The following is a 14,735-nucleotide window of genomic DNA, read 5'->3' as shown; positions in this document are numbered from 1 at the left end:
CCTTGCGAGCGGGAGCGGTAGTCGGGTTCAGATGGTGGTGAAGCGGCTGCTTGATTCCCCCCGGAGCCGACCGCTCGGCAGCCTGCGGCCGAAGGTGAGCAGGAGGAGGTCCTGGGCAGCGCCGTACACGGGAGAGCCGGATCCGTACGACCAGTCCAGGTCCTCGGCGCACAGCAGCACTTCGGAGATGTCGGCGCCGAAGAACCTCAGGCTGCTGGGCCGGATCCCGTCGAGCAGCACCCGTAGCCGGTCCTCGGGGACACGCCGGTCGAGGCCGAGAGCGACCGTGATGTCCAGTCCGTGCACCACGTCGTGGCCGAGCGCCGCCGTGAACCCACCGACCGGTGGCGTCCAGGGATGGTGTGCGCCCTCCCGCAGGAACGCGGAGAGCTCGGCGGTGGAATGCACAGCCGCGTCCCGGCGCGCGACACGGTCCGTCATCCGGTGCAGGTTCCCTCGCGCCCTGGCCAGTTCCCCCATCGTCGCCGGCAGGGAGAGCCGGAACCCCATCGACATGTGGGCCGCGACCTCACGGACCCGCCATCCCGCGCACAGGCTCGGCCCGTCCCACTGATCGTCCCGAAGGCCGTCGAGCAGGTCGGCCAGCTCGTGGCGTTCCGCCGCGATCCACGCCCTGAGCTCGGCGTTCCTACCCTTGCGAGATGTCGCGTTCTCCATGCGATCAAGCCTGCGGCCAACCAAAACATACTTCCAATAGATTGATGTACTGCCATCTAGAATCACTGGTTATGGAGCTTCGCCACCTGCGTTACTTCGTCACCGTCGTCGAGGAAGGCGGTTTCACCCGGGCCGCCGCCCGGCTGCATCTCGCCCAGCCTGGCCTCAGCGCCCAGATCCGCCAGCTGGAGAAGGAGCTCGGGCAGCCCCTGCTCGACCGGTCCAACCGGTCGGTGACGCCGACCGAGGTGGGCCGGGCCGTCCTGCCGTACGCGCGCGCCGCGCTGGCCGCCGCAGAGGCGGTGAGACAGACCGTGGACGAGCACACCGGGCTGCTGCGCGGCCGGGTCACCCTCGGACTGGTGTCCGGGGCCACGAGCCACGCCTTCGACGTCGCCTCGTTCCTCGCGGACTTCCACAACGCCCACCCCGCACTGGAGATCGCCCTCACCGAGGACACCTCGGAGCGGATGCAGGCCGCGCTCCTGTCCGGAGAGATCGACATCGCCCTCCTCGGACCCACCGGGGAAGCACCCCCGCCCGGCCTCTCCTACCGCACGGTCATCGACGCTCCGCTCGCCGCCGCCGTCGCACCCGGCGACCCCCTCCTCACTCCCACCGACCGCACCAGCGTCCCCCTGGCAGATCTGCGGGATCGCCCGCTGATCTGCCTGCCGCGCGGAACCGGAGTCCGCGCGAACCTCGAACGCGCCTGCGCACAGGCCGGATTCCGACCCCGAGTCGCCTTCGAGGCAGCATCCCCCCACGTCCTCGCGCAACTCGCCGCCCGGAGGTTGGGCGTCGCCGTACTGCCCCTCGGCGAAGAGGAACCGGACCTCGGCGGACCGCTGCGCACTCTGCAGATCGTCGAACCCCAGATGCGTGCCCGAATCGTCCTCGCCTGGCCCGCCACCGGACCCGCGAGCCCTGCGGCACAGGCACTCCTCGATCGCTTGCGCGAGGCCCTGCCGAAGGCCGCCACGCAGTAGGGCGAGAGCCCAGGCCGTCTCTTTTGGCTCTTGCCAGGATGTCCGTCAGGCAAGCACCAAATGAGACGACCTGACGCGACACGCCGAAAGGACCCTCTTCGGTTTTGGCACAGATCTTGAGGAGCCGTTGCGTGTTACCTCGGTGTTCGATTGCGAGTGACTGGCTTGCGTGGGACGGCGTACGCCTTGGCGCCTGACGGCCGGAAGTGACGCTCCCTCAGGTGCGATCCGTTCGCTGCTCGGGGCGGCGGTGGACGGTGATGGTGCTGGTCATGCAGACCGATGCACCGTTCTGAGATTCGCTGGTGTTCGACGGGATCGAAGAGGTGGAGATCGAGGCGGTTGCGGCCGCGTTCGGCACGATCGAGGTGGCGGAGGTGAAGTCACGCCGTCTGGCGGGGCCGCAAGGCGCAGCAGGGATGCTCAGTGTGGTGTATCCGCCCATTACCGACCCGCACCCACCCGTCAGTGGCTAAGCTCCCAATCGGCAAGATCACTTGAGCTAAGGAGTCCGCCATGCCTGATCAGCCCGATGACACCGTTGCCGGCGACAGCAGCGCCCCCGGCACCGACGACCTCACCTTCGACAGTGTCTCGGTCGACTTCGGTCAGGAGTGGGTGATCGGCGGGGGCGCTGTGTCGGACGAGGACAGCTAGTGCCCTGACCGCATAGGTTCGCCGGGTTGCAGTGTGCCTGTCGAGGGTGCCTGAGCCGACTCAGGCTCGCAAGTGGGGGCGGGGTGAGCGAGGAAGCCCTCGGCGATGCCGCCCGGTGTTTCGAAGTAGACGCGAACCGCCACCGGTCCGGCGTGCGGTAAAGGACGAGTGTCTTCGGAGTCCCGAACGTGCGCCAGTACGGCTTCCTTCTGCTTGCCATAGAGGAAGTAACGGCAACGGCTGGTCAAACCACGGAGGCGCTCGGTCGGCCGCCCCAGCGGACACCCTTCTCACTGCGGATGCGCGCGCGTTCCTTGCGCTGGGCAGCCAGGACGTCGGGGTGTCGGGTGTTCGCGTTGCGGCAGCGCAGGTAGGCGTGCAGGGCCTGGGTCTGGACCCGGGTAGTTCGGATGGTTCGCGTCGGCGAGCGGCAACCGTGTCGACGGCGCTTGGAGGTAAGCAGACCAGTCGGTGGTGGCACGGCGGCGCCATTGGACGGCCGTGATCGGGTGAAGGCCGAGCATCGGGCCGAGGACCGCGGGTGGCAGGCCACAGGCGAGGGCGACCAGGGCGGTAGTCCGGGCCGGCCGACTGGGGATGTGAAGGGTGGCCAAACGTCGGCTGAGGGCGGCGGCGGAGATGTGGGCATCTGGCAGGTGCCCGGGGAAGAGCCAGCCCGCGCTGGTGTTCGCGGCACAGCCCTGGGGAGCGGGGCTGTCGGCAAGGGTGGTGAGGATGTCGGCGAGAGTGGTGGGCAGTGATGAGGATCTCTGAAATCGGCCAGGGACGCTCTTCCCTCCACTTCGGCGCAGTTTGAAGTGAGTGGGGAATCTGGGGAGCGAAGAGCGCGTGTGAGGGCCCGGCGACCGAAGGTCGCCGGGCCCTGTTGATCGGTGACGGTCAGGCGAAAACGTTGCCAGCGGCGCTCACGGAGTCCGCCGCAGGGAGCTGATCTCGGGAACCCTGCTGGCGATGGTGGGACGGGCCGCTTCCGGGGTGGCCAGCAGGGCGACGATGGTGACGGGCTGATCGCAGTGCGGGCAGTTCCGGACGGCGGTGGGGGTCAGGGCCTGCTCCTGCCGGGCGGAGCCGGCTGTGGCCGTCGGAGTCTGCCGGGGCTGCTGTTCGCCGAGCCGGATGGCCCGCAGTTCGTCGCGTTCCTGGTTGCGCTGTTTCTCCGCGTCGCGGCGGCAGTTGGGCGAGCAGTAGATCTGCCGCAGGCGGGGCTGGGCGGTGAAGATGCCCTGGCAGACGGGGCAGGTGTGGGCTGCCGGGGGTGCGGGCGGGAGCCGGTGGGCTGCGGATTTGCAGCGGGAGAGCAGTAGATCTGCCGAGGGTGAGGAACAAACTCGCTCTGACAGATTGGGCAGTTGGTGGATCGGGGGGCGAGGGAGGTGGTGCTGCTGTCAGGAAACACGGGCGTTCACTCCCGTGCGGATGGTGTCGGCCTGGGTCTGGTGATTGCGGAGCCGGTAGGAGGGTCCGTCGATGCCGGCGACGGCCGCCCGGTGCAGGGGCCGATGTTGCAGCGGGCAGCGAGAATGCCCTCGCAGCCGAGACGGACCCGGCCGCCTGGCACCGCCCGGCGAAGCCTTCGGACGCGTCCACAGCGCAGGCATGCAGGGGCCCGCCCGCCGGTGACCCCGTGGTCGGCCAGGGTGGTGATGAGGGCCTGAACAGAGCGGGGTGCGGTGGATTCGCCGCTGACCAGGGCGTCGGGGTGGGCGGTGAGGTGGGCCCGGATGCGGCCGCGGGCGGCCGGGGTCAGGCCGGCGGCGATCCTGGCCGCGTGCCGGTCGGCAAGGTCGGGGAGGGACGCGGTCATCAGCGGACCAGTTCCCTCCAGGTGTCCGGGATGGAGGCAGGGGCGGTCATCGCTCTCCCGGGTCGGGTCAGGCGTACGCGGCGTGCCGGCGGGGCCGTCGCGGCGGCGGTGGTCTCGTCGGTCGCCGTCGGCTTGGAGACCTGGACGTGGCTCTCGATGACGGTGATCAGGTCGGCCGGGGTGACGTGGAGGATCGAGCAGAGCGCGGCCAGCACGTCCGTCGAGAGCCTCTGCGGGACTTGGTCGACGAGGCGGTAGACCTGCTCGCGGGAAAGGTGAACCCCGTGCTCGGCCAGGGCCGGGATGAGATCAGTGGTTCGTGGCGGAGCAGGCGGGCCGGCTACTGGATCCGAGAACCGCGGCCGCCTTGCCGAGGACGACGGCATCGTCGCCGAGGATCGGTTCATGTGCGGTGCTGTGCGGCATGAGCCAGACGGCGGGCCAGTCCGACAGCCTCGCGTCGTGCAGGCCCCGTGCGGGGAGCCTGGGGCACCTTGTATCCGCGGCGTGTCGGAGAGGGCTCGGGCAGACGTCGAAGCGGAGTGCCCGGCGAGTCGCCTCCGCGCCGTCGCCTTGCGGTCGGCAGCCGCGTGACCTGGGGTTTCCCGGTCGGGGAGGGCGGTTTCATGGTTCTGGGGTGTCCGTACGATGGGCCCAGTCCGTCCGCTGTCTGCCGTATCGTTCCGATCGCGGCGTGGTCCCCCGCACGTCGGGGCGTGCAGTCGGTCCGTCCGCCCGTCCAACGGCTGAACAGGAGTCCTCTTGTCCTCGCCAGACTCCCCCGCGTCCACCGCGCGTGTGCTCCTCGTCGAGGACGACGACCTGATGCGCCGGTCCTTCGCCGTCGCCCTGGAGCGCTACGGCTACGGGGTGCGGGCCGTTGCCGACGGCCTCGCCGGGCTCGAAGCCTTCCGTGAGCACGACTTCGACCTGCTGATCCTCGACGTGATGCTGCCCGGCCTCGACGGGATCGGGTTGTGCCGCCGGGTCCGGGAGACCAGCCTGGTGCCGGTCCTGATGATGTCCGCCCGCGGCGACGGGCTGGACGTGGTCGCCGGGCTTGAGGCCGGGGCGGACGACTACGTCGTCAAACCGGTGGAGACGTACGTCCTGGTGGCCCGCATGCGCTCGCTGCTGCGGCGTGCCACGTACGCGCCCGTGACTGCCGAGCGAGAAGCTCAGGCCGGAAGCCGGGCGACCGCAGGGGACGTGCTGGAGTTCGGGGACTTGCGGATCGACACCGCCGGCATGGAGGTCTTCCTCTCCGGCGAGCCGGTGGCGCTGACCCCGACGGAGCTCAAGCTCCTGCTGGAGTTCGCCGCCCACCCCGGGATCGTGCTGGAGCGCCACACGCTCCTGCGGAACGTCTGGGAGTACGGCTGGGACGGGGACAGCCGCGTCGTCGACCTCTGCGTGCAGCGGCTGCGCCGGAAGGTGGGCCGCGACCGGATCGAGACGGTCCGGGGCTTCGGATACAAGTTCCGGCGGTGACCGTGCGTCCCCTCCGCGGGCCGTGGGCGGACCGCACCCCACTGCGCCGGAAGATCGCCGCCCTCGCCGCGGTCACGGCCCTGCTCGTCGTGGCGGCGGTCGGGGTCCTGGTGCACCTGTGGACCGCCCAGGACATCCGCAGCCGGGGCGAGGCGCGGGCGATGAACACGCTGTACGCAGCCATGGACCTCTACCGCCGCACCGGCGTCCTCACCGACGGCGCCGAGCTCGACCCCGCCGGCCTGCCTGCCGCACTGCGGGACCCGGCCGACAGCACGCGGCACCACACGTACGACGGGCGCGTCGAGGGCAACGTCGGGCCGAGCGTCTGGGCGGCCCAGCGCACCGGCGGTCCCGGCAGCCCGGTCCTCGCCGTGCAAATCAACCTGGGCCCGGACCACGCGAACCTGTCGCGCCTCGACGCGGCCATGGCGGTCGCCTCGCTCGTCGCGCTCGCGGGCGCCGTACCCCTGGCCGTCTACGGCGCGGGGCTGCTTTCCCGGCGGCTGGGCCGGGTCGCCGAGACCGCGGCGCGGATCTCCGCCGGGGACCTGGACGCCCGCACGGGGCCCACGAAGGGCCGTGACGAGGTCGCGGACATCGCCGCGACCGTCGACGCGATGGCCGACAGCCTCGCGCTGCGGCTGCGCACCGAGCGCCGGTTCACCGCGGACGTGGCCCACGAGCTGCGCACCCCCGTCGGCGGTCTGCTCGCGGCGGTCGATCTCCTGCCGCCCGGCGAGACCGAGGATCTGCTGCGGGCGAGGGTGCGCGACCTGCGCGACCTCGTCGAGGACCTTCTCGAGATCTCCCGCCTGGACGCGGGCGCCGAGGAGGCGGTCCGCGTCCGGGTGCCGCTCGGCGCCGTGGTCGCCGAGGCCGTCTCCCGTACCGGTCTCGGCACGGAGATCACCGGTGGCGACAGCGCGCGGACGGTGGAGACCGACCCGCGCCGCCTGGAGCGGATCGTCGCCAACCTCGTCGTCAACGCCCACCGGCACGGAGCAGGCCCGGTCCGGGTCACCGTCGACGGACCGACGGTCGTCGTCCGTGACCACGGCCCCGGCTTCCCGGAGGACCTGCTGCTCCACGGCCCGCGCCGCTTCCACACCGGTGCCCGGGAACGGGGCTCGGGCCATGGCCTGGGGCTCACCATCGCCCTCGGTCAGGCCCGGGTGCTCGGCGCCGAACTGCTGCTGGCCAACGCCCCGGACGGCGGGGCCGTCGCCACCCTGCGGCTGCCCGCGTGACGGAACGGCCGTCAGTGGTCGGTACGTGGTGGAGCGGGCACTGATACACGGCGGCCCACGGGCCGATACGTTGCTCCGTCACCCTTCGAAGGACACCGCGTCCCGTACCGAACCCGGGCGCGGGACCGACTTCGAGGAGGCTCTCATGAACCCGTTCTTCCGCACCACCGCCCTGTCCCGCGGCGCCCTGGCGGCCGGCGCCCTCACCGCCGTCCTGTCCCTGCTGCTCGTCATCGGTGGACTCACCGCGGACACCGCGGCGGGCGAGACGGGGCAGCCGGCCGGAGTACTCGGCGCGATCGGGCTGTTCCTCGGCGGGACGCTCCTGGCCGTCGGCGCGCTCGCCCGCAGGGTCGTCGCGCTGGGCGAGCGTCGGTAGTGGCGCGCCCCTTCGGGGCCTCCCCGCCGCCCGCGCCCACGACGCGCGGACGCCGCGGGGAGGCCCCTTCCCGTATCCGGCCCGCTACGCCTTTGCCGCACGCCTGAGCGGACACCGATACACGGCGGCCCAAGGCCCGATACGTTCCCCGGACACCCTTCACGTGCGCTTTCCGTACGAGAAGAGGAGCCCTACCGATGACCGCCGATCTCCTGCCGCCGCACCCGACGACCGGCATCGCGGCCGCCACCACCGACCTGACGAAGGTCTACGGCAGCGGCGACACCCGCGTGGTCGCCCTGGACCGGGTCAGCATCGCCTTCCGGGAGGGCGAGTTCACCGCGATCATGGGACCGTCGGGCTGTGGCAAGTCCACCCTGATGCACTGCGCCGCCGGACTCGACTCGCCCACCTCCGGATCGGTACGCATCGGCACCACCGAACTCGCCCGGCTCGACGACCGGCAGCTCACGCAACTGCGCCGGGACCGCGTCGGGTTCGTCTTCCAGGCGTTCAACCTGCTGCCGACGCTGACCGCGCTGGAGAACATCACCCTGCCGATGGACATCGCCGGCAGGCGCCCCGACCGCACGTGGCTGAACCGGGTCGTCTCCATGGTCGGCCTCGCCGACCGCCTGGGACACCGGCCCGCCGAGCTGTCCGGCGGCCAGCAGCAGCGCGTCGCCGTCGCCCGCGCCCTGGCCTCCCGGCCCGCGATCGTCTTCGGCGACGAGCCCACCGGCAACCTCGACTCGCGGTCCGGGGCCGAAGTCCTCGGCTTCCTGAGGGACTCGGTGCGCGAGCTGGGCCAGACCGTGGTCATGGTCACCCACGACCCCGTGGCCGCCGGCTACGCCGACCGCGTCGTGTTCCTCGCCGACGGACGCCTCGTCGAGGAGATGGCCCGGCCCACCCCGGACCGCGTCCTCGACCTGATGAAGAACCTTGGCTCCCGCTCCCACCACGGCTGAGCCGCTCCCGCGCCCCCGTCCGGTACCGCCCGGAAAATCCCCGGCTCCCCCGCCCTCCCTCGGAAAGTCCCACGCCCCATGCTGAGAACCACCCTGCGCAACCTCCTGGCCCACAAGACCCGACTGGCCATGACCGTCCTCGCCGTCTGCCTGGGCGTCGCGTTCGTCAGCGGCACCCTCGTCTTCGCGGACTCCACCGCCGCCGCCCACCGCGCTGCCGCGTCGAAGACCTTCGCCGGTGTCGACGTCACGGTGACCGAGAAGGCCCCGGAACCCGGTACGGACCCCGGACCGCGGGCCGCAGTGCTCGACGACGCGCTCGTCGCCCAGCTGGCCCGGGTGCCCGGCGTCGCCGCCGTACGGCCGTCGGCCGACGGCTCGGCCACCCTGAACGCGGCGGACGGCAGCCCCCTGCGGGCCGGCCGGGCCTGGTCGAACCTGGCCGGCGCCTACGTACCGGGCAAGGACGGTGAGGACAGCCGCCATCCGCTGGCCGAGGGCCGCGCCCCCGCGCACGACGGCGAGATCGCCGTGGACGGCGGCACCGCCGCCGCGGGCGGCTTCCGGCTCGGCGACACGGTCACCCTGGCCACGGACGGCCCGGTCATGACCGCGCGCCTTGTCGGCATCGTGACCACGAACGACACCCGGGTCACCGCCGGCGGCACCCTCGTCCTCTTCGACAAGGCGACCGCGCAGAAGCTGTTCGCCACCCCCGGTCACTACACCGGCATCGACCTGACCGCCACCCCCGGCACCACCGCGTACGAACTCGCCGACCGGGTCACGGCCGTGCTGCCCGCCGGCCGTGCCGAGGCCACCACGGGCCAGGCCCAGGCGGCCCAGCAGGCCATCCTCGTCGACACCCTGACCCGCGGCTACGAGAAGGTCCCGATGGTCTTCGCCGGGGTCTCGCTCTTCATCGGCTCGTTCCTCATCGTCAACACCTTCACCATGGTCGTGAAGCGGCGCGCCCGTGAGACCGCGCTGCTCCGGGCGATCGGCGCCTCGCGGCGCCAGGTGTCGCGCTCCGTCCTCCTGGAGGCCCTGATGGTCGGCCTGGCCGCCTCGGTGGCCGGCTTCCTGCTCGGCCTCGGCATCGCCGCGGTGCTGCCCCGCGTCCTCCGCGGTGACAGCGCCCTGCCCGGCGGCCCCCTGGTGATCGGCCCGCGCTCGGTCGTGGCGGCGTTCGGCGTGGGCGTCGGCGTCACCGTGCTCGCCGCGTGGCTGCCCGCCCGCCAGGCCGCCAAGACCTCGCCCATGGAGGCGATGCTCACGGCCGAACAACCGCCTTCGGCACAGCGGTTCCGACCGCGCGGCGCGGTGGGCCTCGTCCTCCTCGCACTCGGCGCCGGTTCGCTGGTCTCCCTCGGCGGCGCGAAGGACGCCTCGGAGGAGAACCTGCGCGCCGCGATGGCGGGCTGCGGCCTGTTCGCCGCCGGCCTGATCGTGCTCGCGCCGGTGCTCGCCGGCCCGGTGATCCGGCTGACGGGGCGGCTGACCGGGCGGTTCGGCGTCACCGGCCGCCTCGCCCGGGAGAACGCCCTGCGCGATCCGCGCCGCACGGCGGCCACCGCCGCCACCCTGCTGATCAGCACCGGCCTCGTCACCGGCCTCGCCGTCATCGGACACTCCACCGGCCAGGCACTCGACCGCCAGGCCGCGGCCGGGCTCGGCGCCGACTACGTCGTCAGCACCCGCTCCACCACGACGGGCATCGACCCGGCCGCCGTACGACGGCTGGCCGAGACCCCCGGCGTGCGCGCCGCGCACGCGGTCACCGACTCCACCCTGTTCACCGGCACCGGCGTCCGGCAGATCTCCGGGGTCGACCCCGCCACCGTGCGCGACACCATGAAGCTCGACTTCGTCTCCGGCTCCGCCGACGACCTGGCACCGGGCCGGATCGCCGTCTCCGCCACCCTCGCCCGTGAGAGCGGAGTGACCACCGGCGGCCTGTTGAACGTCCAGACGGGCCGCGCGGGCAAGCCCACCCTGTACCGGGTCGTGGGCGTCTACAAGGACAACCCCATCGCCCACGACGCGCTCGGCAGCCGCGGCGAGGTCGCGGCCGACAGCTTCCTGCCCGGCTCCGTCCAGCGCGTGCTCCTGCGCACCGACGGCCCGGCGACGGCCGCACTGGAGAACCGGCTGCGCACCGCCGTCGGCAACAACCCCCTCCTCACCGTGCAGGACCGCGACCAGCTCGTCCGCGAGGCCGCAGGCACCATGGGCGACCTGCTGAACGTGATGTACGGCATGCTCGGCATCGGGGTCGTCATCAGCGCGCTCGGCATCGTGAACACCCTGGCCATGTCGGTCGCCGAACGCACCCGCGAGATCGGCGCCCTGCGCGCGCTCGGCATGGACCGCGCCGGCGTCCGCCGCATGATCCGCCTGGAGGCCCTGACGGTCACCGGTTTCGGCACCCTCCTGGGTCTGGCGGGCGGCCTGTTCGGCGCCTGGGCGGTCGGCTCCCTCGCCAACGGCGCCATCGACCAGTACACCCTGGCCCTGCCCTGGGGCTCCCTGCTCCTGGTGTGTCTGCTCTCGCTCGCGGTCGGCGTCCTCGCGGCCGCCGTCCCGGCCCGCCGTGCAGCCGCCCTGAGCCCCTTGGCGGCGGCCGCTCACGCCTAGCGGGGCGACTCAGCGTGGGGTGGCTGTCCATTCCGGACTCGCGCCGTCTGCCGGGAACGACGCACGGGGCATCGCGAAGGGGACGTGGCCCGTGGCGCGGCCGGCGGGGTCGAGGAGGCGGCCCATGCGCTTGCGGGAGCGCAGGACGACGGTACGGTCGTTCACCCTCAGCAGGGGGAAGCGTTCCGCGAGCAGCGCCTCGAAGGGGTCGACGGCATGCAGGCCGCGGAGCCACACCATGACGAGGAGGTTGTCCGAGCCGCTGACGGAGACGGCGAGGCGGACCTCCTCCAGCCGGGACAGCGCGTGGCCCACGGCCGCCAGGTGGGTGTGGGGGACCGCGGCGCGGTAGAGCACCACCGTCGAGAGCCCCGCGAGGGAATGGGCCAGGTCGCAGCGGAGGGTGATGTCGCCGTCCCGGACCAGCCGCTGGAGCCGGCGCCGGGCGGTGTGCTCGCTCATCCCGGCCTTCGCCCCCAGTTCGGTGTAGCTGAGGCGTCCGTCGGCGCCGAGCGCCGCGAGCAGGGCCTGGTCGTCCGGCGCGGGCGGGTGGTGCGTGAGGGCGCTGTAGACGGTCGCGCCCGGGGCACGCGGAGCGGCGAGTTCCGCGTGCCCGGCGGGTTCCATGGCCCGCATCCGCCAGTCGCCGCCCTCGCTGTACAGCGTGATGCCGAGCCGGGTCCGGGTGGAGCGGACGCCCTTCAGGCCGCCGATCAGGCCGTGCACCGAGCGGCCGAGGGACGGCAGGTCGGCGGCGTTGACGGAGGCCAGCAGGTCGAAGTCGCCGGCCGTCTCGTCGACGCTGAACACCCAGGGCATGCCGGCCAACGCCAGGCTGACCGCTTCTAGGGCCCGCGGCCGGCACCGCACCTCGACGTAGGCGACGGTGATCCACTTCGGTGCGCCGTAGGCGGTGACCCAGGCCAGACCGTTCACGCGCAGTCGCTCCCAGCGCCGGGCCACCGTGGTCGCGTCGACGCCGAGTGCCCGGCCGATCTGCGACCACGGCGCCCGGGGCGCGGCCTGCAGGGCGTCGACGAGCGCGAGGTCCAGCTCGGAGAAACGCGGTTGTGTGCCGGCGGTGGAGTGCGGGTCCGCGTCAGCGGTGGTGCGGGAATCCGGTGTCACAGCGTCCTCCGTGATGCTTTCCTGCAATTCTCCGGGGATTCCGGTCACAGGCCGGATGGTAGGGGCACTTCCGGCCGATGCCCAGTTCGGCCACGGTGATGAGGAGTGCCGCGTGTCTGCTCCGTCCCCGCAGTCCGCCCGGAGAACCGTCCGGATCACGATCGCCCTGCTGTTCGCCGCCTGGCTGGTCGACTACGCCGACCGGCTGGTCATCAACCTGGTCCTGCCTTCCCTCGGCGCCGAGTTCGAGCTCAGCCGCGGGCAACAGGGCCTCGTCGTCTCTGCGTTCTTCCTCGCCTACGCCCTCGCCCAGATCCCCGGCGGGATGCTCGCCGACCGGCACGGCGCGCGGCGCGTCACGCTCTGGGCGCTGCTCGCCTGGTCCGCGTTCACCGCGCTGACCGGCCTCGCCTGGTCGTTCGCCGTCCTGCTCGTGCTGCGGTTCGCCTTCGGCGCCGCCGAGGGCATCTTCCCGCCCGCCGCGCTGAAGGTCCTCGTCGAGCGGACCACACCCCAGGAGCGGATGGGCGCCAACGGTCTGATCATGAGCTCCAACGCGGTCGCCGGCGTCCTGACCCCGCTGCTCGTCGCTCCCCTGATCGGGGTCTTCGGCTGGCGCTCGGCGTTCTTCTCGACGGCGGCGCTCGGAGTCGTCGTACTGGTGGCGGTACAGCTGCAACTCCCGGCCCCGCTGCCCCGTACGGAACCGGCGGCGGACGGCGGCCGCCCCGGCGCGGGCGCTGTCCTGAGGCTCGGCGTGGTCTGGCGCTTCAGCGCCATGATGTTCGGCTACAGCGCGATCGTCTGGGGCTTCAACACCTGGGTCCCCTCCTACCTCGGCGAGGAGTACGGTGTCTCCCTCGCCGCGGCCGGAGCCCTCGTGGCCGTCCCGGCCCTCGCCGCGGCCGGCGCGATCGTCGTCGGCGGCCGGATCTCGGACCGGCTCGGCGGCCACCACCGCAGGGTGATCGTCCCCGCCATGACGGCGGCGGCCGTCCTGCTGCTCCTGCTCGCCTTCTCCTCCTCGCTCACCGGCTTCGTCGTCCTCGGCACGCTCGCCTCGGTCGCCGTCGCCCTCTGCTACATGCCCATCCTCGCCGTCCCGCTGAGCGGACTGGCCCCGGAACAGGTCGGCGTGGGCAGTGCGGCGGTCGTCCTCGGCGGCCAGCTGGCCGGCATGGTCGTCCCGCCCGTCGTCGGCGCGCTCGCGGACGCCTTCTCCTTCCGGGTGGCCTTCGCCTCCTTGGTCCTCGGCGCCGCCGTCGCCGCCGTCATGGCCCTCCTCACCCCGCAGGACGCCGCCTCCTTCCGGACCGCCACCGGCGCCTCCCCCCTTCCCACGCCCGCAAAGGAGCACTCGTGACCACTCCCGCCCTCGCCCGCCTGCTGACCGGCCTCCCGGACCGGCTGCCCGGCCTCCGCGCCGTCTACGAGGATCTGCACGCCCACCCCGAGCTGTCCTTCCAGGAGTTCCGCACGGCCGGCGTCATCTCCGGCCGGCTGCGCGGGCAGGGCTGGGACGTCACCGAGGGCGTCGGCGGCACCGGTGTCGTCGGAGTCCTGGCCAACGGCGAGGGCCCGGTGGTCCTGCTCCGCGCCGACATGGACGGACTCCCGGTCCGGGAGCGGACGGGACTGCCGTACGCCTCCCGCGCGACCGCAGTCGACAGCGAGGGCGACGAGGTGCCCGTGATGCACGCCTGCGGCCACGACATGCACGTCACCTGCCTCCTCGGCGCGACCGCCCAGCTGGCCGCGGCCCGGGGGGCGTGGCGCGGCACCGTCGTCGCCGTGTTCCAGCCCGCCGAGGAGGTCGGCGGCGCGCCGGCGATGATCGAGGACGGCTTCCCGGACCGCTTCCCGCGCGCCGACGTCTGCCTCGGCCAGCACGTGGCCCCCGCGCCCGTGGGCTTCGTCGGCACCCGGCCCGGCCCGGTGATGGCCGCCTCCGACAGCCTGCGGGTCCGCCTCTTCGGCCGCGGCGGACACGGCTCGACGCCCGAGTCGACCGTCGACCCGGTCGTCATGGCCGCAGCGGTCGTGATGCGGCTCCAGACGATCGTCTCCCGCGAGACCGGGGCGGCGCAGACCGCGGTGGTCACCGTCGGATCGCTGCACACGGGCACCAAGGAGAACATCATCCCCGACACCGCCGAGCTGCGGATCAACATCCGCTCCACGACCCCCGTGATACGGGACCGGGTCCTCGCAGCCGTCGAACGGATCGTCCGCGCCGAGGCCGCCGCCTCGGGCGCCCCGAAGGACCCCGAGATCACCGTCCTCAACTCCTTCCCCGTCACCGTCAACGACGAGCGGGCCACCGACACCGTCCTGACGGCGCTCACCGGGGCCTTCGGCCGGGAACGCGTCTTCACCCTGCCCCAGACCCTCACCGGCAGCGAGGACTTCGGCGTCTTCGGCACCGCTCTCGGCGTCCCCTCCGTCTTCTGGCACTTCGGCGGCGCCGACCCCGCGCTCTTCCGGGACGCCGCCCCGGAGAGCCTGCTCCAGGACGGCCTCCCCGCGACCGTCCCCGCGAACCACTCGCCGCACTTCGCCCCCGTACCCGACCCCACGATCGGGATCGGCGTGACCGCCCTGCTCGCGGCGGCCGCCCCGTGGCTGTGCCCCGAGGACCCCCGGCCCGCCACCGGCGAAGAGGCCTGACGTACCGCCCCGCCCCCTCTCCCTTCCCGCCCCCGCCCCCTCTCCCCTTCCCGCCCTCCGCCC

13 protein-coding genes and 2 pseudogenes are annotated in these 14,735 nt (G+C 72.8%); 10 read left to right on the top strand and 5 right to left on the bottom strand.

Going from position 1 to position 14,735, the window contains the following annotated elements; all coding sequences use genetic code 11:
- Window positions 1-27: 27 nt before the first annotated feature.
- A complete protein-coding gene (locus IF73_RS0129690) occupies window positions 28-678 on the bottom strand; it encodes a maleylpyruvate isomerase family mycothiol-dependent enzyme (RefSeq protein ID WP_031013510.1) in 651 nt (216 codons plus the stop codon).
- Between the two features lie 71 nt (window positions 679-749).
- Here IF73_RS0129690 and IF73_RS0129685 point away from each other — a divergent pair, with 71 nt between their 5' ends.
- From IF73_RS0129685 to IF73_RS41225, 3 genes are all read left to right on the top strand, one after another.
- A complete protein-coding gene (locus IF73_RS0129685) occupies window positions 750-1,667 on the top strand; it encodes a LysR family transcriptional regulator (RefSeq protein WP_031013508.1) in 918 nt (305 codons plus the stop codon).
- 305 nt (window positions 1,668-1,972) lie between these two features.
- Window positions 1,973-2,143, top strand: a complete 171-nt coding sequence (locus tag IF73_RS41635; protein WP_199806743.1) for a hypothetical protein — start codon at window positions 1,973-1,975, stop codon at window positions 2,141-2,143.
- 40 nt (window positions 2,144-2,183) lie between these two features.
- A complete protein-coding gene (locus IF73_RS41225) occupies window positions 2,184-2,324 on the top strand; it encodes a hypothetical protein (protein ID WP_158822172.1) in 141 nt (46 codons plus the stop codon).
- Window positions 2,325-2,568: 244 nt separating this feature from the next.
- On the opposite strand, the pseudogene IF73_RS42270 reads toward IF73_RS41225, so the two are convergent.
- The 3 genes and pseudogenes from IF73_RS42270 to IF73_RS42890 all read right to left on the bottom strand — a co-directional run.
- Window positions 2,569-2,743 (bottom strand): annotated as a pseudogene (locus tag IF73_RS42270) (IS630 family transposase); the annotation flags it as partial.
- A 1,405-nt stretch (window positions 2,744-4,148) separates the two neighbouring features.
- The gene (locus tag IF73_RS0129670; protein WP_420706590.1) at window positions 4,149-4,364 is read right to left on the bottom strand and encodes a hypothetical protein; all 216 of its coding nucleotides are present in this window, start codon (window positions 4,362-4,364) and stop codon (window positions 4,149-4,151) included.
- A pseudogene (locus tag IF73_RS42890) lies at window positions 4,365-4,535 on the bottom strand (hypothetical protein); the annotation flags it as partial.
- 439 nt (window positions 4,536-4,974) lie between these two features.
- Between IF73_RS42890 and cseB the strand changes: the two are divergent.
- The 5 genes from cseB to IF73_RS0129645 all read left to right on the top strand — a co-directional run bounded on the left by cseB (window position 4,975) and on the right by IF73_RS0129645 (window position 10,877).
- Window positions 4,975-5,640 carry a two-component system response regulator CseB gene (cseB, locus tag IF73_RS0129665; RefSeq protein WP_234338382.1) on the top strand — a complete coding sequence of 222 codons (666 nt, stop codon included), beginning with the start codon at window positions 4,975-4,977 and terminating at the stop codon, window positions 5,638-5,640.
- A complete protein-coding gene (locus IF73_RS0129660; protein WP_234338376.1) occupies window positions 5,637-6,890 on the top strand; it encodes a sensor histidine kinase in 1,254 nt (417 codons plus the stop codon). The genes cseB and IF73_RS0129660 overlap by 4 nt, the downstream gene beginning before the upstream one ends.
- Before the next feature lie 145 nt (window positions 6,891-7,035).
- On the top strand, window positions 7,036-7,269 hold the full coding sequence (locus tag IF73_RS0129655) for a hypothetical protein (protein ID WP_031013501.1): 234 nt from the start codon (window positions 7,036-7,038) through the stop codon (window positions 7,267-7,269).
- Between the two features lie 197 nt (window positions 7,270-7,466).
- A complete protein-coding gene (locus tag IF73_RS0129650) occupies window positions 7,467-8,240 on the top strand; it encodes an ABC transporter ATP-binding protein (protein WP_031013499.1) in 774 nt (257 codons plus the stop codon).
- A 78-nt stretch (window positions 8,241-8,318) separates the two neighbouring features.
- Window positions 8,319-10,877, top strand: a complete 2,559-nt coding sequence (locus tag IF73_RS0129645) for an ABC transporter permease (protein WP_031013498.1) — start codon at window positions 8,319-8,321, stop codon at window positions 10,875-10,877.
- Between the two features lie 9 nt (window positions 10,878-10,886).
- Here the strand turns inward: IF73_RS0129645 and IF73_RS0129640 are convergent, their stop codons facing one another.
- Window positions 10,887-12,005, bottom strand: a complete 1,119-nt coding sequence (locus IF73_RS0129640; protein WP_078868317.1) for an Lrp/AsnC family transcriptional regulator — start codon at window positions 12,003-12,005, stop codon at window positions 10,887-10,889.
- A 112-nt stretch (window positions 12,006-12,117) separates the two neighbouring features.
- Between IF73_RS0129640 and IF73_RS0129635 the strand changes: the two genes are divergently transcribed.
- On the top strand, window positions 12,118-13,368 hold the full coding sequence (locus IF73_RS0129635) for an MFS transporter (RefSeq protein WP_031013496.1): 1,251 nt from the start codon (window positions 12,118-12,120) through the stop codon (window positions 13,366-13,368).
- Window positions 13,365-14,672 carry an amidohydrolase gene (locus tag IF73_RS0129630; RefSeq protein WP_031013495.1) on the top strand — a complete coding sequence of 436 codons (1,308 nt, stop codon included), beginning with the start codon at window positions 13,365-13,367 and terminating at the stop codon, window positions 14,670-14,672. The genes IF73_RS0129635 and IF73_RS0129630 overlap by 4 nt, the downstream gene beginning before the upstream one ends.
- Window positions 14,673-14,735: the final 63 nt, after the last annotated feature.

It is taken from the genome of Streptomyces sp. NRRL F-5727 (assembly GCF_000719555.1).
Lineage (GTDB): Bacteria > Actinomycetota > Actinomycetes > Streptomycetales > Streptomycetaceae > Streptomyces.
Note: the sequence above shows the minus strand (reverse complement) of the source record. Positions and strands in the feature narration are given on the sequence as shown.